Annotated in this window: 21 protein-coding genes and 1 pseudogene; 7 read left to right on the top strand and 15 right to left on the bottom strand. The window is 58.4% G+C overall.

Annotated features, from left to right (window positions below; all coding sequences use genetic code 11):
- Nucleotides 1-72 (top strand): annotated as a pseudogene (locus CKF42_RS15760) (osmotically-inducible protein OsmY); the annotation flags it as partial.
- Between the two features lie 52 nt (nt 73-124).
- Here the strand turns inward: CKF42_RS15760 and CKF42_RS15755 are convergent.
- Nucleotides 125-829 carry a pirin family protein gene (locus tag CKF42_RS15755; protein WP_111208595.1) on the bottom strand — a complete coding sequence of 235 codons (705 nt, stop codon included), beginning with the start codon at nt 827-829 and terminating at the stop codon, nt 125-127.
- Nucleotides 830-958: 129 nt separating this feature from the next.
- Between CKF42_RS15755 and CKF42_RS15750 the strand changes: the two genes are divergently transcribed.
- Entirely contained in the window at nt 959-1,858 is a 900-nt protein-coding gene (locus CKF42_RS15750; protein ID WP_009087386.1) for a LysR family transcriptional regulator, read from the top strand.
- Between the two features lie 18 nt (nt 1,859-1,876).
- On the opposite strand, the gene CKF42_RS15745 is transcribed toward CKF42_RS15750, so the two are convergent.
- The 11 genes from CKF42_RS15745 to pmbA form a co-directional block, all read right to left on the bottom strand.
- Nucleotides 1,877-3,787: a transcription antiterminator gene (locus tag CKF42_RS15745; RefSeq protein ID WP_009087389.1), complete on the bottom strand. Its 1,911-nt coding sequence runs from the start codon at nt 3,785-3,787 to the stop codon at nt 1,877-1,879.
- Between the two features lie 122 nt (nt 3,788-3,909).
- Nucleotides 3,910-4,650 (bottom strand): KDGP aldolase family protein, encoded by a 741-nt coding sequence (locus tag CKF42_RS15740; RefSeq protein WP_111208594.1) that lies wholly within the window; start codon nt 4,648-4,650, stop codon nt 3,910-3,912.
- Entirely contained in the window at nt 4,647-5,768 is a 1,122-nt protein-coding gene (locus CKF42_RS15735; protein WP_111208593.1) for a DgaE family pyridoxal phosphate-dependent ammonia lyase, read from the bottom strand. The genes CKF42_RS15740 and CKF42_RS15735 overlap by 4 nt, the downstream gene beginning before the upstream one ends.
- Nucleotides 5,752-6,882 carry an amidohydrolase/deacetylase family metallohydrolase gene (locus tag CKF42_RS15730; protein ID WP_111208592.1) on the bottom strand — a complete coding sequence of 377 codons (1,131 nt, stop codon included), beginning with the start codon at nt 6,880-6,882 and terminating at the stop codon, nt 5,752-5,754. The genes CKF42_RS15735 and CKF42_RS15730 overlap by 17 nt, the downstream gene beginning before the upstream one ends.
- A 43-nt stretch (nt 6,883-6,925) precedes the next feature.
- Nucleotides 6,926-7,567, bottom strand: coding sequence for a DUF4310 family protein (locus CKF42_RS15725; protein WP_009087397.1), 642 nt, complete (start codon nt 7,565-7,567; stop codon nt 6,926-6,928).
- A gap of 11 nt (nt 7,568-7,578) precedes the next feature.
- A complete protein-coding gene (locus CKF42_RS15720; RefSeq protein ID WP_009087399.1) occupies nt 7,579-8,355 on the bottom strand; it encodes a DUF4311 domain-containing protein in 777 nt (258 codons plus the stop codon).
- A 134-nt stretch (nt 8,356-8,489) separates the two neighbouring features.
- Complete coding sequence (locus CKF42_RS15715) at nt 8,490-8,789, bottom strand: DUF4312 family protein (RefSeq protein WP_009087401.1); 300 nt, start codon at nt 8,787-8,789, stop codon at nt 8,490-8,492.
- Between the two features lie 2 nt (nt 8,790-8,791).
- The gene (locus tag CKF42_RS15710) at nt 8,792-9,148 is read right to left on the bottom strand and encodes an SFCGS family glycine-rich protein (protein ID WP_009087404.1); all 357 of its coding nucleotides are present in this window, start codon (nt 9,146-9,148) and stop codon (nt 8,792-8,794) included.
- Between the two features lie 13 nt (nt 9,149-9,161).
- On the bottom strand, nt 9,162-9,497 hold the full coding sequence (locus CKF42_RS15705) for a glycine dehydrogenase (protein ID WP_009087405.1): 336 nt from the start codon (nt 9,495-9,497) through the stop codon (nt 9,162-9,164).
- 294 nt (nt 9,498-9,791) lie between these two features.
- Nucleotides 9,792-10,178, bottom strand: a complete 387-nt coding sequence (cybC, locus tag CKF42_RS15695; RefSeq protein WP_046102594.1) for a cytochrome b562 — start codon at nt 10,176-10,178, stop codon at nt 9,792-9,794.
- A 63-nt stretch (nt 10,179-10,241) separates the two neighbouring features.
- On the bottom strand, nt 10,242-11,582 hold the full coding sequence (pmbA, locus tag CKF42_RS15690; RefSeq protein ID WP_009087411.1) for a metalloprotease PmbA: 1,341 nt from the start codon (nt 11,580-11,582) through the stop codon (nt 10,242-10,244).
- A gap of 115 nt (nt 11,583-11,697) precedes the next feature.
- On the opposite strand from pmbA, the gene yjgA reads away from it, so the two are divergent.
- Entirely contained in the window at nt 11,698-12,240 is a 543-nt protein-coding gene (gene yjgA, locus CKF42_RS15685) for a ribosome biogenesis factor YjgA (protein WP_009087413.1), read from the top strand.
- Between the two features lie 91 nt (nt 12,241-12,331).
- Here the strand turns inward: yjgA and mpl are convergent, their stop codons facing one another.
- On the bottom strand, nt 12,332-13,684 hold the full coding sequence (gene mpl / locus CKF42_RS15680) for a UDP-N-acetylmuramate:L-alanyl-gamma-D-glutamyl-meso-diaminopimelate ligase (RefSeq protein ID WP_009087414.1): 1,353 nt from the start codon (nt 13,682-13,684) through the stop codon (nt 12,332-12,334).
- 168 nt (nt 13,685-13,852) lie between these two features.
- Here mpl and fbp point away from each other — a divergent pair, with 168 nt between their 5' ends.
- Entirely contained in the window at nt 13,853-14,860 is a 1,008-nt protein-coding gene (fbp, locus tag CKF42_RS15675; RefSeq protein ID WP_009087416.1) for a class 1 fructose-bisphosphatase, read from the top strand.
- A 46-nt stretch (nt 14,861-14,906) separates the two neighbouring features.
- On the opposite strand, the gene CKF42_RS15670 is transcribed toward fbp, so the two are convergent.
- Entirely contained in the window at nt 14,907-16,466 is a 1,560-nt protein-coding gene (locus CKF42_RS15670; RefSeq protein ID WP_009087420.1) for a methyl-accepting chemotaxis protein, read from the bottom strand.
- Nucleotides 16,467-16,637: 171 nt separating this feature from the next.
- On the opposite strand from CKF42_RS15670, the gene CKF42_RS15665 reads away from it, so the two are divergent.
- The 3 genes from CKF42_RS15665 (at nt 16,638) to ppa (ending at nt 18,188) form a co-directional block, all read left to right on the top strand.
- The gene (locus tag CKF42_RS15665) at nt 16,638-17,048 is read left to right on the top strand and encodes a lysozyme inhibitor LprI family protein (RefSeq protein WP_111208590.1); all 411 of its coding nucleotides are present in this window, start codon (nt 16,638-16,640) and stop codon (nt 17,046-17,048) included.
- Between the two features lie 59 nt (nt 17,049-17,107).
- Entirely contained in the window at nt 17,108-17,557 is a 450-nt protein-coding gene (locus tag CKF42_RS15660; RefSeq protein ID WP_046102597.1) for a DUF441 domain-containing protein, read from the top strand.
- A gap of 100 nt (nt 17,558-17,657) precedes the next feature.
- Entirely contained in the window at nt 17,658-18,188 is a 531-nt protein-coding gene (ppa, locus tag CKF42_RS15655) for an inorganic diphosphatase (protein ID WP_009087427.1), read from the top strand.
- A gap of 59 nt (nt 18,189-18,247) precedes the next feature.
- Here the strand turns inward: ppa and CKF42_RS15650 are convergent, their stop codons facing one another.
- Nucleotides 18,248-18,601 (bottom strand): gamma-glutamylcyclotransferase, encoded by a 354-nt coding sequence (locus CKF42_RS15650; RefSeq protein WP_009087429.1) that lies wholly within the window; start codon nt 18,599-18,601, stop codon nt 18,248-18,250.

The raw sequence follows: 18,601 nt of genomic DNA, 5'->3' as shown, positions 1-18,601 counted from the left end.
GCGGCGGCCGATATCGCCAGCCGCGTCAGTGGCGTGAAGCACGTCACCACTGCCTTTACCCTGCTGAAGTAATGCGTAAGACGCAAAAAAGGCGGCCATGGCCGCCTTTTTTATTGCCTGAGGATCAGACCGGGATGTCGATGACCAGTGCCCGGGTCGCCGTTTTCGCCGTCAGCGTCAGCAGCGACTCTTCCTGCAGAAAGGCACCATCGCCGCACCCGAGCGTTTCCCGATGCGCCGCACCCGATCGGGCTTCCAGCGAACCGTGAATCGACTGCAGATAGGCGCGCGGCCCCTGCAGATGCAGCGCGTGCTGCTCGCCCGGCGCCAGTTCGACCTGATGGATCCACACCTGCTGACGCAGTTGCAGGCTCTCATCCACGCCATCCGGCGAGGCGATCAGCTGAGAGGTACGGCCCGCCATCAGGGCCAGTTTCTGCATCCGCGGATTCTCACGCTCCGGGCAGGCGGCCAGCCACAGCTGCATACGGGTCAGCGGGCGCTCTTTGCTCAGGTTGATTTCGGTGTAACTGACCCCCGGCTGGGCTGAGAGCAGCAGCGCCTCCCCTTCCTGCACGCTGATCGTGTTGCCTTCGCTGTCGCGATACTCCGCTTCGCCCTGCAGCACGATGTTAAGCACATCGACCTGCGGATAGGTGCGCGGCTGAAAGGCGGCCCCTGGTGCCAGCACTTCCTGATTCAGTACGCGCAGTGACGCGTAGCCCATCAGTTTTGGATCAAAATAGTGGCCAAAAGAGAAACTGTAGCGGGCCTGCAACCAGCCAAAGTCGGCCTGGCCACATGCGGACGCACTGCGTGTCGTTATCATTATTTACCTCCGGCATCCGGTGACGAGGATCGGTCACGGACTCTATGCACACATGGTAAAAGTCTGGACGCCGGATTGTTAGCCAGTTAATCTGCCGGGCATGTTCAAATTTCCTGACAGAGAAACGGGATGGCTAAAGAGCGTGCGTTAACCCTTGAATCGTTACGCGTAATGGATGCGATTGATCGACGTGGTAGTTTTGCGGCGGCGGCCGATGAGCTGGGCCGCGTGCCCTCTGCACTCAGCTATACCATGCAGAAGCTGGAAGAGGAGCTGGATGTGGTGCTGTTTGACCGCTCCGGCCACCGCACCAAATTTACCAACGTGGGACGCATGCTGCTGGAGCGCGGCCGGGTGCTGCTGGAAGCGGCCGACAAACTCACCACCGATGCCGAAGCGCTGGCGCGTGGCTGGGAAACCCATCTGACCATCGTGACCGAAGCGCTGGTGCCCATCGACGCCCTCTTTCCGCTGGTGACGCGCCTGGCCGACAAAGCCAATACCCAGTTTTCGCTGGTCACCGAAGTGCTGGCGGGGGCATGGGAGCGGCTGGAACAGGGACGGGCCGATATCGTCATCGCCCCCGATATGCATTTCCGCGCCTCAACCGAGATCAACACCCGCAAGCTCTACACCATGATGAGCGTCTATGTCGCCAGTGCCGACCATCCGATCCATAACGAGCCGGAACCGCAGTCTGAAGTGACGCGGGTGAAATACCGCGGCATTGCGGTGGCGGATACCGCGCGTGAGCGCCCGGTGCTGACCGTGCAGCTGCTGGATAAGCAGCAGCGCCTGACCGTCAGCAGCATGGACGACAAGCGCCGTGCGCTGCTGGCGGGTCTGGGCGTGGGAACCATGCCCTATCCGCTGGTGGAGCAGGATATTGCGGAAGGCCGCCTGCGGGTCGTGAGTCCGGAATATACCCGCGAGGTCGACATTATTATGGCGTGGCGGCGGGACAGCATGGGCGAGGCCAAAGCGTGGTGCCTGCGTGAGATCCCGCGCCTGCTGGCGAAGAAAAACTGACGGCGGCAGAGCCTCGCGTTAAGAGCGGCTCAGGCAATCCATCGCCACCGCTCTGAAACTGCTGAAGTCAGTGCTCTCCCGCAGGCGGATCATCGCCCTTTCCCGCAGAAACGTGACAAACAGATCGTAGATCGCCATCGCCTCTTCATATTCGCTTTTGCTGATCGCCAGCAGGAAAATCACATAGGCGGTGTCGTCGCCCCAGGCGATGCCCTGCGGGGCCAGCACGGTGTAGACCACGGTTTTCTTCGCCAGCAGCCCCAGCGAGTGCGGCAGCGCAATGCCTTCGCCGAGCATGGTGCTGACAATCGCTTCGCGCTCCTCCACCGACGGATAGAAAGCAGCGTCCACAAACCCCTCCGCCTCCAGCTGATCGCACAACTGCCGGAACAGTTCAGACTGGGTCATTGGCCTGTCGACGATATGAAAGTGCTGAGCATCAAAATATTTCGTCAGCATATAGGGACGGGTACGATCCACCAGCACCAGCTTGCCGATCTGCTCCAGCTGAAACCCGGTGGGAAACGGTGACATCACCACCACCGGTTTCTCTTTTTCGCTGAGCCGGATGGTCGAGATCACAAAGTCCTCATCGATGCGGCTGCGCGCCTCATATTCACGCTGAGAGAGGCGTGCCGTCACCTTCAGCTGCGGGTATTTGCGCAGCAGCATCGCCTCAATCATCCGCAGCGTCGAGTTACCGCTGTCGCAGACCAGCAGCACCTGGGGATGACGCTGATAGCCCACGTCATAGTGGCGCTCCAGCCCGACACCGATGTGCAGCACCAGAAAGCCAATCTCATTCTCGCTGATGACGTAAGGGGTATATTTCCCCCAGCTGGTCACCGCCGCTAAGGTGACATCATAGGCCATGGGGTAGTGCTGCTTGATATTGCTGAGCAGCGGGTTAGGAATATGGATCTGGTAGCGCACCCGGGTGATCATGGTCTTGATATGGGTAAGCAGATCGGCACGCAGTTGCTGATCGTTCTGCAGATTAAAGTTGTAGTAGGTGTTGATGAAGCTGAGCAGGTAATCCACCAGCGCATCGGCGTCATCCGCATTGATGGCGCTGGGGGCGATAGCCTGAATACGCCGTGCCGCAATGTTGACCCGCAGCCAGTTCTCTTCAGCCGGTGAGATCGGTTTACTGACCAGCGGGCGCATCAGCGTAATCAGCTGGTGCGCCGCTTCGCGCACGTCATCCCCAATCTCCTCAGCGCCCGGATCGTTAAGCGGATAGCCTTCGCTGATACGGCGCACCGCCACCGCACAGTAGATCCGCAGATAACGTTCTCCCTCATCGCTGAGGCGGATATTGTGTTCAGCAAAGCAGCGTTGCAGCAGCGGCTGGAGGGTTTCCAGCATACCGCTGTTGAGCGCTTCAATGGTCAGCAGCGGACTCTCCGGCTGTGACTGATCGATTTGCCACAGCAGATCGGTCAGGCAGGTTCGGATCGCCACTTCGCTGCCGAACAGCTTCATGCCGTAGTGAGGCTTGCTTTCAATCGTCAGGTGATAGCGTCCCAGCCACTCGCGCACTTCCGCCATATCGTTCTGCAGGGTGGCGCGGCTGACAAACCACTCCTCGGCCAGCTCTTCAAGTTTGAGCGAATAGGCCGCAGTGAGAAACCGGGTCAGCAGATAACGGATGCGGTCGGGCGACGTGCGCGGGATGCGCAGCGGTGAGGCGCTGTGTTGCTGCAGATGCTGAAAGCGCTGAGCATCCTCAATCTTCAGCTGATAGCCCGCGCCGCGGCTCAGGACGAACTGCGCACCATGTTCAGCCAGCAGCGCATTCAGCGCCGTGATGTCGGTGCGTACGGTGCGGGTCGAGACGGCAAAACGCCGCGCCAGTTCATCCTGAGGCAGCGTTTCGTTTTGCAGGGCATCAAACAGTTGCGCAAGGCGCTGATTGGGAAATCTCACGACAGTTACCTGTTTACAGAGAAAATCAGGGAAACGGAAACTCAGCCTACGGGGATCGTGACGCAACGTCCATGTTGCGTGCGCGGCCTGCCACCCGATCGGCCTGCCGCGCGGCGCGATCCTCAGGGCAGCAGCGTTTTACAGATCGCCAGCAACCGCTGCACATCCTCGATCCGGGTTTCACCACTCGCTTTGTCGATGATCGAACTGTAGACGTGAGGGATCACTTTGCTGACGCCCGCTTCCAGCGCAATGCGTACGATCTCGCCAACGTTCTCCAGATCGATGCCGCCGGTGGGCTCCAGCCAGAAATCCATTTTTGCGCAGGCGTCTGCCACGGCGCGATATTCATCCACCGCCTGTAAACCGCCCATCGGAAAATATTTCACCGAGCTGCCGCCCATATCCTGCAGCATGGCAATCGCGGTTTCGATCGGAACGATCCCGTCAGGCTGTGTTGCGCTGCGCGGGCCGGTCGAGATTTTTACCTTACCCGGCGTGCCGGTGGGTGAGATCAGACCGTTAACGACGGTCTGCGACTGGCCCAGCAGCGCCCGGCTGGTGGCCACGCCGGTGAAGACCTGATTGACATGCTGGGGTTGCAGCACCTCCGCCAGCTCACTCACCATCTGTGACTGCCGGGGATCGCCCGCGCCCAGACCAATTGAGAGTGCGTTGTCGATCTGCGCAGCGTACTCGCTCATGTCGGCGATAGCAGCGTCATTGCTGGCATAGTTTTTTGACAGCACGCCGACCAGCACATGCCCTTCGGCCGCCTGCCAGATGGCGCGCGCATTCTCTTTTGATCCCGCCAGTACGTTAAGGCAGAGACGATCCTGATAGAAGTTGGGGGTCAGCGTCATGCGTTTTTCTCTCCGGTTAACAGCGTCTGAATACGGGTGAAAATGGTGTACAGTTGATCGGCGCTGACGCTGCGTACGTCCGCCTCAATGATCCCTTCATTGGCTTTGTAGCCACGGAAATAGATCGCGACGTCGCCGTTTTTCAACGCCTGCACCAGATCGCCGGTGCGCTGCCCGATCGCCGCTTCGTCAAATTTGATCTCTGCACGGGCGATGTCACGTCCGGCGGCATCCCACACCACGCGGGCTGTGACACCATTCAGGTGGTTCAGCTGTTCGATGAACGGTGTCATTTTTTCCACCATCTGCGCGCCGCTGATTTTTGGCTGAGTCAGATAGTTTTCAATCGCGTGGGTCAGGCCGAGAATGCCCTCTTTCCCCACTTTCATCGCACGGCCAATCCCGTTGGTCTGGCGTTTGACCCACTCAACGTAGTGGTGGCGGCCAATTACCAGGCCGCTGGTCGGGCCTTCCAGCGCTTTTGCACCGCTGTAGATCACCAGGTCGGCGCCCGCCTCGTAGTAGCACTGCAGATCCTCTTCTGCGGCCGCATCGACAATCAGCGGAACGCCATGCTGGCGCGCAACGGCGGCAGCCTGCGCCACATCAAGGTGACTCTTCTGCACGCAGTGATGCGATTTCACATAGAGGATCGCCGCGGTCTGTGGGGTGATCGCCGCCGCCAGCTGCGCGGGCGAGCACTCATTGCTGTAACCCGCCTCTACCAGCTGGCCGCCTCCCAGCGCCACCATGCTGCCGACCGGTGCGCCGTAGTTCACGTTATGCCCTTTCGGCACCACGATCTGATGCGGAACGCTGAGCGGTGCGGTATGCAGGTTATCCAGCAGCCAGTCGTCATCTTTTACGATGACCGCCGCCACGCTCTGGGCGATGCCTGCCGAGGCACAGGAGACCACCACCGCGTTCTCCACCTTCAGCAGACCGGCGATGTAAGCCCCGGTTTTATCGACCAGGTCTTTCATTTCGAAGTAGTGATCGAGGCCATATTTCACCGTGTCGATCACGTCGCTCGACGGCGTGGAGACGCCAAGAATTGTCATACGGCCAGAGGCGTTAATCACCGGCTTCAGGCCATACTTTTCATAAACCGAGGTCATGTGCTGCTCCTTCTTCTGTCGCGATCCACTGACCCGCGACGACTGCCGCCAGCGGGACCAGATGCTTCTCACCGGTTACCGTTTCACCTTCTGAATCGATGAAGGGCCGGTTTTCCTCTTTGACGCTAAAAATGGTCAGGTCGGCGTCATAGCCGACTTTCAGCTGCCCCTTGCGCGGCAGCCGCAGCCCTGCCGCCGCGTTGACCGTCACGCAGTCAATCACCTGCGGCAGCGTCATGCCGACGCTGAAGAATTTCGACATGACATGGGCCAGGCTGTGAACCGGGCCAGCCAGACGATTGCGGCAGTAAATGTCAGAGCTGATGGTATCGGGCAGAATGCCCTGCGCTATCGCCACCCGGGCGACCTCAAAACTGAAACTGGCACCGCCGTGGCCGACATCGAGCTTCACGCCGCGCGCGATAGCCTGTTTAATAGCGACCTTCAGTTCGCCCTGCGGCGTCAGAATGCGGTTGGGTTTGCCGTTAAAGCAGTGGGTGATGATGTCGCCCGTGGTAAGCAGATCCGCAATCTGGTCAAGATTGGGCGGATTGTTGCCAATGTGGACCATCAGCGGCAGCCCGCCGCTCTGCTGCTGAATCGCCTTCGCGCGGATCAGCGGCTGGATACCGTTTTCACCCACCACGCTGCTGCTGATGCGCGCCTTCAGCCCCACGATAAAATCGGGCAGCCGGGCCACCGCCTGCTGCACCGCCTCGCCATCGATCTGCCTCATGTCGGCCAGTTCGTTCTGAGTGACGATACCGGTGCGGGCGATGTTGATCAGGGCATACACCTGAGTCTGCGCCGCGCGGGTCAGCTGGTAAAAGTCATCAATATGATCGGCACCGGTGCTGCCCGCATCGACCACCGTCGTCACGCCGTGGGCCACGCCTATCGCATCGGCTTCATCATGGTAGATGGGGGATTTGGGATAGCAGTGAACGTGGGAGTCGATCCAGCCTGCGCTGAGGTAGTAGCGACCCGCCAGATCGCGTTCCTGGTGTGCGCTGCCCTGCACCCGGCCAACGGCGGCGATGCGGCCATCCTGCACCGCGATGTCGACCACCTGCTCATCGCTGAGTCGTGCAGCGCGGATAATCAAGTCGTACATGGTTTCTCCTTAACGGCAGCCCGCTACCGGGCTGCCGGTGAGATCAGAGCGCGATCGGGAAAATCGCACCGAGGATCATGGCGCCGAGGATGGCGCCACCGGTGATCGGCTTGTTCCAGAGATAGAACAGCAGCGCTCCCAGCAGTGAACCCAGACCAATCGGAATCGACGCCGTCATGGCTGACAGGATAATCAGCGGGCCGAGGAAGCGTCCGGAGGCATTACCCGCACCCATCATGACGTCTGCGCCGTAGGTGGAGTCGCTCTGATTGATGGTGAATTTACGCGCCAGGATAATGACGTAGCCAATCGCCACCCCAATCACCAGACCCGTTGCCAGCGAGGCGGCAAAGTTCGCCACCGGGAAGACGATACCCGCGCCCAGCAGCAGGGCCGGAACGCCCAGGCCGACACCGGTCTGAATCGCGCCGCCGATATCCAGAATCCCCACCAGCGACCCTTCGATAATGCGGGCGAACAGGAAGCTGGCGCCAAAGGCGGCGACCGCGCCGTAGACGCCGGTCTCCATGCCAGAGCGCAGCATCGACACAAACGCCACTTCGTTGAACGCGCCGATGCCATAGAGGTAGTACATGTGGGTTCCGGCAAACACGCCGGCGGAGAGCAGGCCAACAAAGATCGGGAAAGACCAGTCGGCGTACCAGAAGCCTTTATTTTCGTTCATTGCATCGCCTCCTATTTGCCGCTGACGGAGTTATGGATCATGTCGAGCCAGCCGGGAATGCCGAGCTGGAAGGACTGCAGCAGTTTCATATCGAAACCGCGGAAGAAGCCGCTCAGCACAAACAGCAGGACGATGGCGGTCATCATCACTTTGGTGACCCGGTTCCAGCCGCTCTCTTCGACCCCTTTGCCGATCAGAATACCCAGCACCAGGCCCGGCACGGCATTGCCCATGATCAGCTGTGCCAGACCGCCGAAAATGGTGGCCCAGAAGCCTGACTTTTTGCCCGCGTCGATGGCCGCCAGCCAGAAGATGACCGGCATGACGGTGTTAACCAGCAGGTTAGCCGCTGGTACCAGCACTTTAACGGCCGTGACCTGAAGCGCCGCCGGAACGGCCGAGGCGGTGGAGTTGAGGAAGGCGACCACGACCATGCCGATAATGCCGCAGGCGATGGCCATTTTTTTCGGATTGTGCAGCGTTTCCGCCACGTTGCGGTTTTTGACCATCAGTGCCGCCGCACCCCAGTTTGGAATGATGCGGTGATCCACATCCTGGGTGAATGAACCGGCTGCAACAGAGGATGCCCAGGCGTTGAAAAAGAAGCCGAGACCAAAGGAGAAGTGGGAAGCGGGATCGCCTTCGCATGAGTTCAGCTCGCCCAGCGTACGAAAGGCGCCCATCCCCTGGGTGGTTGGCGCATGAAACATGCGTGCGGCACCCGCGCCGACGCCGACGCCCACCAGCCCGCCAATGATCAACGACTTAAACAAAATGATTAAAAACATGTTGTTGTACCTTGTTGTCGTTTTTTTAATCCCGTCAGACTTCAGCCGCCGCCGCCTCACTCCGGCCTGCCCACCGCGCGTGCGCGACAGCAGAGGAGCGGGCTACAGACAGGCTGACGTTAACAGGCGCTGTTTTATGATGCCGCCGTAAACGTCACCTGTTCGGTGTCGAAAACGGTGACGCTGACGGTGATCTCCAGCGTGACGCTGTAGTTCCGCCGCTGGCGCGCCAGAAAGAAGAAGAGAAACTTCTCGGTCCTGACGCTCTCCTGCGCGCGCAGCACCCGGACATCCTGAGGTTCAATGCGCAGCAGAATTTTTTGCGTCGCGCGCAGAACCTGGTTCTGCACACGACTCAGGGCATCGGCGAAGGCTTTCGCTTTGGTGTCGCCTTTGCCCTCGACCGTCACCTGGGTAACGTAGTGTTCTTTCATAATCAGCTGCCGTGCTTCTTGTTCCAGGCCTGCACCAGCCGCTCACCCAGCTCTTCTTTGTCCATAAAGCCGAAGCCCAGTACGGTGGCCCCTTCGTTGATGGCGGTCACCCCTTCATCGATAGAGCGCATGCCATGCTTCGCTTTGTAGCCATATTTGTTCTGTGCGGTGATGGCGCCTGCGCCGCCGCTGCCGCAGAACGAGATGCCGAAATCGGCGTTTTCTGCCTTCATGACGTCACCCAGTTTCATGTCCGCCGCCACACCCGGCACCACCACCGCACGGCCGCCCGCTTTTTCGATACCTGCGGCCACTTTCTGCCCTTTCCCTAAACGATCGCCAATCACGACTGTCACCATGTTCTTTTCCTCTTCAGTTGTTGGATCGTGCGACTTCAATGTGAACCGACAGCAGCCAGGCCTCTTCACGCGGCAGATTGCCAAACAAATCCACCACCTGCTGCGCCAGCGCGACGGTTTCCGGCGGAATATCCTCAAACAGCTCCGCTTCCACTTCCGGCAGCGGCTCGCCACTCAGAGAGCGTGATGCCATGGCCCGGACGTGGGATTCCAGCATCTGCTGCTGAACCGCGTTGGGCTGGATACCATGCTGCTGATAGATCGCCGCAATTTGCGTCATGACACGTTCTGCCAGTTGCTGCACTTTCTCCGGTGGCGCTTCATACACCGGGATGCCGTTATTGCTCACCTTGTTACTCCTGTTGAACCGGATAATTCGCGTTGAAAATAAATTAACCGTCCCGGCTCCCGCTGTGGAGAGGCAACATTTCCAGCAGCAAGCGGAAATTGAGGTGAAGGCTGTGCGTCAGATCGCAGAGTGCACACTTCGTGCGAAAAATGACTCTTTGTGCGCAAAATAATGAATTTAACCGTGCCGGATCTTGATGTTGTGCAACATCACGGCAGGTCCGATACGTTTTAAGGCGCGGTGATAAGCAGAAGTGATGGAAAAAACCGCCGGTCGGGCTGACCGGCGGTCTGATTAGCGGAATTTCTTATGGTTGGTATTGCGGATCTCATCAAACTTCGCGGCTTCGCGCTTTGCGCCCTCCACGTTGTTCGCTTTCGCCAGCGTGCTGACCACGTCGATCTGCGCAATCAGCGAGTCGAGACCGGCGTGATAATCTTTGATCTGCGCGCTGTCAGCAGGCTGACCTTCCAGCTTATCGGGCGTGGACTGCTTCGCATCCTGCGCTGCCGCACGCATCCGGGTTAATGCCTGCTGCATCTCCCGGGCATCGTCCGTTTTTTTGACGATTTTCAGGTTCGCATTCAGCGTGTCCATATCCTGCTCCAGATCCGCCGCACAGAGGCTGACGCTGGAGAACATCAGAGAAGCCGACAACATTGCAATTAGCTGCTTACGCATCATTACTTCCTTATTATTGTGACGAAAAAAAAGCAGCCAACAGGCTGCTTCAGGAATGCGTCGTTATTGTCCCGCTATCTTCATTTCAGGCAGTAAGACTGAACCGCACTGAATATTGCTGCGGGTTTCGATATCGTCGCCGATGGTCACCATATTGCGCCACATCTCTTTGAGATTTCCGGCGATGGTGATTTCACTGACCGGATACTGAATCACGCCATTTTCGACCCAGAAACCGGCCGCACCGCGCGAGTAGTCACCGGTGATGGCGCTGACACCCTGTCCCATCAGTTCGGTGACCACCAGACCGGTGCCCATCTGCTTCAGCAGATCGTCAAAGCTGTGGCCCTGACCGGCAATGCGCCAGTTGTGAATGCCACCCGCGTGACCGGTGCTGGTCAGGCCCAGTTTACGGGCGGAGTAGCTGGTTAACAGCCAGGTCTGCAGGACGCCCGCCTGGATAATGTCGCGCGCCTGGGTGCGCACCCCTTCGCTGTCGAATGGCGTCGAGGCGAGCCCTTTCAGCAGGTGCGGCTGCTCACTGATCGTGAGCCACTCCGGCAGGATCTGCTGACCCATCGCATCCAGCAGGAAGGTTGATTTCCGGTAAACGCTGCTGCCGCTGATCGCCCCGACCAGATGACCAAACAGGCCGGTCGCCACTTCAGAGGCGAAAATCACCGGCGCTTTCATGGTCGGAAGTTTGCGCGGGGCAAGACGGGAGAGCGTGCGACGCGCGCACTCTGCGCCGACCCACTCCGGGCTTTTCAGATCCTCAAACGCGCGGCCGATGGTATAGGCGTAGTCGCGCTCCATGTTGCCATCCTGCTCGGCGATCACGCAGCTGGAGAGCGAGTGACGGCTTGAGCAGTAGCTCTGCAGCATGCCGTGGCTGTTACCGAACACCTTGATGCCGACATGACTGTTAAAGCTGCCGCCTTCGGTGTTGGTGATACGCTTGTCTGCGCGCAGTGAAGCCTCTTCAGCCTGCGCGGCCAGTTCAATGGCGCGGTCGGCATCGATCTCCCACGGGTGGTAGAGATCCAGATCTGGCGCATCATAGGCCAGCAGCGCCGCATCCGCCGGGCCGGCAAAGGGATCGGGCGAGGTGTAGCGCGCAATATCGATCGCCGCCTGCACGGTACGTTTGATCGCGTCCGGGCTGAGGTCGGTCGATGAGGCGCTGCCTTTACGGTTCTGATGATAGACGGTGATGCCCAGCGCACCGTCGCTGTTGAATTCGACGTTTTCCACTTCGCCATAGCGGGTGCTGACCCCGATGCCGGTGGTTTTACTGACCGCTACTTCCGCGCTGTCAGTGCTTGCTTTAGCCAGTTCAAGTGCCTGCGCAATCGCCTGCTCCAGTACTTTTCGCTGTTCTGCAACCTGAGTAGATACGTTCATCGACCTGCCGTCTAATCTTATGTGTGAATGATTTGAGTCTATCAGAGTCAGAGAACAATTTCGCAGTCACCCGATAAACTGGTAGGATTAGCCTCTTTTTTTTGGGAGCCCGGAAATGACCAGACAGCCCGATGAGTGGCTCGACGATGTGCCAGATAATGACGAACAGGAAGATGAAGAGATTATCTGGGTCAGTAAGAGTGAAATTAAACGCGATGCCGAAGAGTTAAAACGCCTGGGCGCCGAACTGGTAGAACTGGGTAAAAACTCGCTGGATAAGATCCCGCTGGATGAGCGCCTGCGCACCGAGATCGAACTGGCGCAGCGTATTAAGAAAGAGGGCCGTCGCCGTCAGCTGCAGCTGATCGGTAAACTGCTGCGCAGTATTGATGTCGAGCCGATCCGCGTTGCGCTGGACAAGCTCAAGAACCGCCACAACCAGCAGGTTGCGCTGTTCCATAAACTGGAAATGCTGCGCGATCGTCTGATTGAACAGGGCGATGAGGCGATCAGCGACGTGATTGCACTCTATCCTGACGCCGACCGTCAGCAGCTGCGCAGTATGATCCGCAACGCGCAGAAAGAGAAAGCGGGCAACAAGCCGCCGAAGTCAGCCCGTCAGATTTTCCAGTACCTGCGCGAACTGGCCGAAGCCTGATAGCCCGGACAGCCGGTCTGTCGTGGCCGGTAGCAGGAAGCACGTCAGAACGTCACCGGAAAATGAGCGCCCGTTACGGGCGCCCGTCATCTCAGGCCAGTCTGTCCAGCAGCTTCTGGTGAATGCCGCCAAACCCGCCGTTGCTCATCACCAGAATCGAGTCGCCTGGCTGTGCGGCTTTCGCCACCATCTCGACCAGCGTATCGATATCTGCGCTCCAGTGCGCAGGCGGAATGCACGCTTCGGCGACGTCAGAAACCTGCCACGGAATGTGGTGCGGCTGGAACAGAAAGACCTCATCCGCCCGCGCCAGTGACGGCGCCAGATCGTTTTTGCTGACGCCCATCTTCATGGTATTCGAGCGCGGCTCCAGAACAGCCAGAATGCGCGCTCTGCCGCCAACCTTGCTGCGCAGGGCCGCCAGCGTTGCCAGAATCGCGGTCGGATGGTGCGCAAAGTCATCATACACTTTGATGCTGTTCACTTCGCCACGCAGCTCCAGCCGGCGACGCGCATTGATAAAGCTGTTCAGCGCCTGGCCTGCATCTTCCGGTTTCACACCCACATGACGCGCGGCGGCAATCGCCATCAACCCGTTATGCATATTGTGTTCGCCGACCAGCGCCCAGTTCACCTCGCCGACCTTCTCGCCGTCGAGCCAGATTTCCCAGTGCGAGGCATCGGGCGTCAGCTTCTTCGCCTGCCAGCGCCCGTGGTCGCCCACGCTCTCCTGCTCGCTCCAGCAGCCCATCGCCATTACCTGCCTGATGTTGGCGTCATGCTCCGGCAGCAGGATCTTGCCCTGGCCCGGCACGATCCGGACCAGATGGTGGAACTGCTTCTGGATCGCCCGCAGGTCGTCAAAGATATCGGCGTGATCGAACTCAAGGTTGTTGAGGATCAGGGTACGCGGGCAGTAATGGACAAACTTGGAACGCTTGTCGAAAAAGGCGCAGTCATACTCATCCGCCTCAATGACGAAGAATGGACTTTTTCCTAATTTTGCCGAGACATCGAAGTTTCCTGGCACCCCACCAATAATGAAGCCGGGTTCCAGGCCGCAGGCCTCGAGAATCCACGCTGCCATGCCGGCTGTGGTGGTTTTCCCGTGGGTTCCCGCCACCGCCAGCACCCAGCGGTCGCGTAACACGAAATCGTGCAGCCACTGCGGGCCGGAGAGGTAAGGAATGTTGCGTTCCAGCACCGCTTCCACACAGGGATTACCGCGCGTCATCGCATTACCGATAATCACCAGGTCAGGGGCCGGGTCGAGCTGGCTCGCATCGTAACCTTCTGTTAATTCAATGCCTTGCTGTTCGAGCAATGTGCTCATTGGCGGGTAAACGTTGGCGTCTGAACCGGTCACCTGATGACCAAGTGAACGGGCCAGCACGGCCAGACCGCCCATAAAAGTGCCACAAATCCCGAGGATGTGAATGCGCATAACGTGATCCATTACTCTAAAGTTCGGCGCACAGTGTAACCCTGCTCGCAGACGGAAGAAACGGATTAGGACTATGGTTTTTGAAGTTCAATCGGCTAAACTGCGTACGCATCCGTTGGCAGACTGTTACGCGTGCTGCCACTCCATCGCAGATTCAGGGAATGTGTTATGAAAACGTTGGGCGAATTTATCGTCGAGAAGCAGCACGACTTTCCGCACGCCACAGGGGAACTGACGGCGCTGATCTCAGCTATCAAGCTGGGTGCCAAAATTATCCACCGCGACATCAATAAAGCCGGTCTGGTGGATATCCTCGGTGCCAGTGGTGTGGAAAATGTTCAGGGTGAACAGCAGATGAAGCTCGATCTGTTTGCCAACGAAAAACTGAAGGCCGCACTGAAAGCGCGTGGCATCGTCGCCGGTATCGCGTCTGAGGAAGAAGACGAGTTCGTCATCTTCGAAGGTGAGGAGAACGGCAAGTATGTGGTGTTAATGGACCCGCTGGATGGGTCATCTAACATCGACGTTAACGTCTCTGTCGGCACCATTTTCTCTATCTATCATCGCGTCAGCGAACCGGGCACCCCGGTGGTTGAAGCGGATTTCATGCAGCCCGGCAACAAACAGGTCGCGGCCGGTTACGTGGTTTACGGCTCCTCCACCATGATGGTTTACACCACCGGTGCAGGCGTGCATGCCTTTACCTACGATCCGTCGCTGGGTGTCTTCTGCCTCAGCCATGAACGTATGACCTACCCGGAGACCGGTTACACCTACTCCATCAACGAAGGTAACTACATTCGTTTCCCGCAGGGCGTGAAGAAATATCTGAAGTTCTGTCAGGAAGAGGATCTGCCTACGCACCGTCCTTACACCTCACGTTACATCGGATCGCTGGTCGCGGATTTCCATCGCAACCTGCTGAAAGGCGGCATCTACCTCTATCCCAGCACCGCCAGCCATCCTCAGGGCAAGCTGCGTCTGCTCTATGAGTGCAACCCGATGGCGTTCCTGGCGGAGCAGGCAGGCGGTAAAGCCAGCGACGGTCAGAGACGTATTCTGGACATTCCACCGGTCACGCTGCATCAGCGCTGCCCGTTCTACTGCGGCAATGAGGCGATGGTCAACGACGTTGAGCGTTTCCTGGCTGAGTTCCCGGATTGCCGTCAGGGCTAATCCGGCAGAGATAAAAAAGGGCGCGATCATCGCGCCCTTTTTTTTATCACGCTGGCTGCAATCTGAACTGCGCCATGGTTGCCTGAAGCTGATCGGACTGCGCTTCCAGCGACTCGGTCGCGGCCTTCGCCTGCTCCACCAGCGCCGCGTTCTGCTGCGCCGCCACGTCCATCTGCGTGACCGCCAGATTCACCTGCTCGATGCCACGACTCTGCTCGTCAGACGCCATGGAGATCTCCTTCATCAGGGAGGTCACGCGCATCACCTCACCGGAAATCTCATCCATGGTTTCCCCGGCACGCGTCGCCATCTCACTGCCCTCTTTGACCCGCGACTGTGAATCGCTGATCAGCGTGCGGATCTCTTTGGCTGCATTAGCACTACGCTGCGCCAGCGTACGCACTTCATTCGCCACCACCGCAAAGCCACGGCCCTGCTCGCCCGCACGTGCCGCTTCAACGGCAGCGTTGAGTGCCAGGATGTTGGTCTGGAACGCGATGCCGTCGATCACGCTGAGAATATCGCCGATGCGATTGGCGCTGTCGGTAATCTCATGCATTTTTTCCATCACATAGCAGACCACCTCCGCGCCGCGGTCGGCGGTATCGGAGACCGCATTCGCCAGCTGATGGGCCTGCTGAGCGTTGCTGGCGTTAAGCCGCACCGTTGCCGTCAGCTGCTCCATGCTGGCCGCCGTCTGCTCAAGCGAAGCGGCAGACTCTTCCGTACGCTGTGACAGGTTGACGTTGCCGGCGGCCAGTTCACGGCTGCCGAGGTCGATCTGCATACTCGCCTCACGCACCTGACTGACAGAGTGACGCAGCGACTGCTGCATCCCGGTCAGCGCATGGTTAAGGCGTCCCAGCTCGTTGTTGCTGGACGGCGGCAGCACCTGAGAGAGATCGCCCGCTGCGATCTGCTCAAGATGCACAATCGCGCTATCCAGCGGCTGCAGCAGCATCCGGCGCAGCAGTTGCCAGGCGAGCACCAGCAGCAGCAGGGTTAAGGCCACCGCCACGGCGATCAGGATTTTCATTTTGGTTTCGTTATGGGCCGCCTGCACCAGCTGCGCCGCCGTGACCTGATCGGCGAACTGGCTGAAGTCCGTGACCGCCTTGTTGTAGCTGGCCGCCAGCGTCGCCAGGTTGCCTTCCAGCAGCTGGTAATACTCGTCGGTGTATTGCTTGTCCAGGGCGCTCATCATCGGCTTGATGCCCTGGTCGAGATAGGCCTTGTAGCTGGCTGAAATCGCATCCGCCAGCATTTTACCGTGTGCCGTTACCGTTCCGGCATCGATAAAGCGCTTGAGCTGTTGCTGGGAGGAGTCGACATCCGCCTGCGACAGTCGGGTGACGGCGGCGCCCTCTTCCAGCATGCCGATTTCAATTTTTCGTACCGCCAGCGCCGCGTTCGCGCGGGCCCGCATTAAATCTGCATTGCTCTGATAAAGACTGTTCAGCTCGATCCCCTGAATGCGGTTGATAACATCCAGCGAGCGGTTCCCTTTGTTAATTGCCACAATACCCATAAAACTCACCGCCAACAGCAGCAGTGTCATAAATGCCAGCAGTGCCAGCAACCCCGTGCGAAGTGATAACTGTTTCATCTTGATCGTTTCCGTTTATGAGAATAGGCGAAATGTCCAGCGGCCCTAAAACGGAACAGATATCGGCAGTAACGGACCGAAACTTTAACCCTGATTGAGTGTTAACAGCTTGATCATCACGGAAACATCAATCAAGCTAATCGCCGCTTACCCCCGACCCGGAGAAACACGATGAAAGCAGGCCTGTTTCTGACGCTGCTGCTGACCAGCACGGTGACGATAGCGGGGGATCTGCCGTCAGATGCCTCGCTCGACCGCTGCCTGAATAACGCCCGGACCACGCTGGACATGAACCAGTGTTACGCTGCCGCCACTCAGGCCTGGGATCAGGCGATGAATAAGGAGTACGGCAGGCTGATGAAAACCCTCAACGGCGAACCCCGGGATAAACTGCGTGCTGCTCAGCGCGCCTGGCTGAGCTATCGGGACAGCTGGCTTGAGGCGGGCTACAGCCAGCTCAGTTCACAGGGCTCTCTGGGCAGCGTGGCGCTGAGCGCCCAGCGTCTGAGCCTGGTGCGCAATCAGGCGCAGATGCTGCAGGCGATGGCAAGGGGCAGCTGCGCTAACCCCGACGACTGTTGATCTGATCCGATTTTGCGCTGGCTGAAGCTGGCGCGTTTACTGACCTTCAGGGAGAAACCATGGCCGCTTACGCTTCAACGCTTATTCTGATTGGCCTCGCCGTGCTGAGCTATTTCGTGCACAACAACGCGGTCACCCTGTCGATTCTGGTGCTGCTGGCAATCAAAGTAACCCCGCTGGCACAGTTCTTTCCCTACGTGGAAAAACAGGGCATTACCTTAGGCATCATTATCCTGACGGTGGCCGTGATGGCCCCGCTGGCCAGCGGCTCTCTGCCGGCCGCTGCGCTGATCAAATCCTTTGCCAGCTGGAAGTCGATTGTGGCTATCCTGGTGGGCATTTTTGTGGCCTGGCTCGGCGGTCGTGGCGTCAGTTTTATGAGCGTTCAGCCGTCGGTTATCGGGGGCCTGCTGATTGGTACGGTGATTGGCGTGGCGTTCTTCCGTGGCGTGCCGGTAGGGCCACTGATAGCCGCAGGAATCGTTTCGCTGTTTGTGTCGGCGAAGTAGCCTTAGGGCGCATTCCGAAACGCCAAAAAGAGGGCATACTTTCAGAGTCAGTTGGCTATAATAGCCGACACTCAACATACGACTACTGAAGGAATACCCGATGAGTTTGAACCAGGTGCCAGCAGGTAAAGACCTGCCAGAAGATATCTACGTTGTCATTGAGATCCCAGCGAATGCTGATCCGATCAAATATGAAGTTGATAAAGAGTCTGGTGCCCTGTTTGTAGACCGTTTCATGTCTACCGCGATGTTCTATCCGTGCAACTACGGCTATATCAACCACACCCTCTCTCTGGATGGTGACCCGGTTGACGTACTGGTTCCGACCCCGTACCCACTGGTACCGGGCTCCGTGATCCGCTGCCGTCCGGTTGGCGTACTGAAAATGACCGACGAGTCTGGCGAAGATGCCAAACTGGTTGCCGTGCCGCACACCAAACTCTCTAAAGAGTACGATCACATCAAAGATGTGAACGACCTGCCAGAGCTGCTGCGTGCGCAGATCACCCACTTCTTTGAGCACTACAAAGATCTGGAAAAAGGCAAATGGGTGAAAGTGGATGGCTGGGACAACGCCGAAGCCGCGAAAGCCGAAATCATCTCCTCTTTCGAGCGCGCACAGAAGAAATAAGCCTGCTGCCCGTTTGTGAGTCGAAAAAAAAACACCGTCCATCAGGACGGTGTTTTTGTTCAGGCCTCTGGCTCCGCATCGCGCTTCAGCCAGTCGCCGCTCGTAATGCGCTGGCGTCCTGCCACTGAGCGTTGATAGACATAAAGCCATGCACTGCCAAACGGCGTCTGAGTCAGAAAACGTTTGTACTCTCCCCCTTTGGTGCGAAGCGCATCCAGCTCCGCAAGGGTTGAGGCATCAATGCGGTACACTTCACACTGTACCGCGCCGTTGCCCTCAATAACGCCGGGATAATGGCCCAGACTGTAAAGCTCAAAGCCTTCAATCTGGTGATCACCCAGCCACTGCGCATTCGTCATCCAGTGACTGTTTCCCTGTTTGCGCCGTAAACTGCCGTAGACAATTATTCGCAT

Origin of the sequence: Pantoea sp. ARC270 (assembly GCF_003236725.1) — a bacterium.
Lineage (GTDB): Bacteria > Pseudomonadota > Gammaproteobacteria > Enterobacterales > Enterobacteriaceae > Pantoea > Pantoea anthophila.
This window is presented reverse-complemented; position numbering and strand designations above follow the sequence as displayed.

Coding starts and splice junctions, on each gene's coding strand:
- CKF42_RS15715 (WP_009087401.1), bottom strand. CDS start 8,789: ATGAAAGAACACTACGTTACCCAGGTGACGGTCGAGGGCAAAGGCGAC.
- CKF42_RS15750 (WP_009087386.1), top strand. CDS start 959: ATGGCTAAAGAGCGTGCGTTAACCCTTGAATCGTTACGCGTAATGGAT.
- CKF42_RS15665 (WP_111208590.1), top strand. CDS start 16,638: ATGAAAGCAGGCCTGTTTCTGACGCTGCTGCTGACCAGCACGGTGACG.
- cybC (WP_046102594.1), bottom strand. CDS start 10,178: ATGCGTAAGCAGCTAATTGCAATGTTGTCGGCTTCTCTGATGTTCTCC.
- mpl (WP_009087414.1), bottom strand. CDS start 13,684: ATGCGCATTCACATCCTCGGGATTTGTGGCACTTTTATGGGCGGTCTG.
- ppa (WP_009087427.1), top strand. CDS start 17,658: ATGAGTTTGAACCAGGTGCCAGCAGGTAAAGACCTGCCAGAAGATATC.
- CKF42_RS15725 (WP_009087397.1), bottom strand. CDS start 7,567: ATGAACGAAAATAAAGGCTTCTGGTACGCCGACTGGTCTTTCCCGATC.
- CKF42_RS15670 (WP_009087420.1), bottom strand. CDS start 16,466: ATGAAACAGTTATCACTTCGCACGGGGTTGCTGGCACTGCTGGCATTT.
- CKF42_RS15730 (WP_111208592.1), bottom strand. CDS start 6,882: ATGTACGACTTGATTATCCGCGCTGCACGACTCAGCGATGAGCAGGTG.
- fbp (WP_009087416.1), top strand. CDS start 13,853: ATGAAAACGTTGGGCGAATTTATCGTCGAGAAGCAGCACGACTTTCCG.
- yjgA (WP_009087413.1), top strand. CDS start 11,698: ATGACCAGACAGCCCGATGAGTGGCTCGACGATGTGCCAGATAATGAC.
- CKF42_RS15740 (WP_111208594.1), bottom strand. CDS start 4,650: ATGACGCTGACCCCCAACTTCTATCAGGATCGTCTCTGCCTTAACGTA.
- CKF42_RS15650 (WP_009087429.1), bottom strand. CDS start 18,601: ATGCGAATAATTGTCTACGGCAGTTTACGGCGCAAACAGGGAAACAGT.
- CKF42_RS15755 (WP_111208595.1), bottom strand. CDS start 829: ATGATAACGACACGCAGTGCGTCCGCATGTGGCCAGGCCGACTTTGGC.
- CKF42_RS15660 (WP_046102597.1), top strand. CDS start 17,108: ATGGCCGCTTACGCTTCAACGCTTATTCTGATTGGCCTCGCCGTGCTG.
- CKF42_RS15710 (WP_009087404.1), bottom strand. CDS start 9,148: ATGGTGACAGTCGTGATTGGCGATCGTTTAGGGAAAGGGCAGAAAGTG.
- CKF42_RS15735 (WP_111208593.1), bottom strand. CDS start 5,768: ATGACCTCGGTTTATGAAAAGTATGGCCTGAAGCCGGTGATTAACGCC.
- pmbA (WP_009087411.1), bottom strand. CDS start 11,582: ATGAACGTATCTACTCAGGTTGCAGAACAGCGAAAAGTACTGGAGCAG.
- CKF42_RS15720 (WP_009087399.1), bottom strand. CDS start 8,355: ATGTTTTTAATCATTTTGTTTAAGTCGTTGATCATTGGCGGGCTGGTG.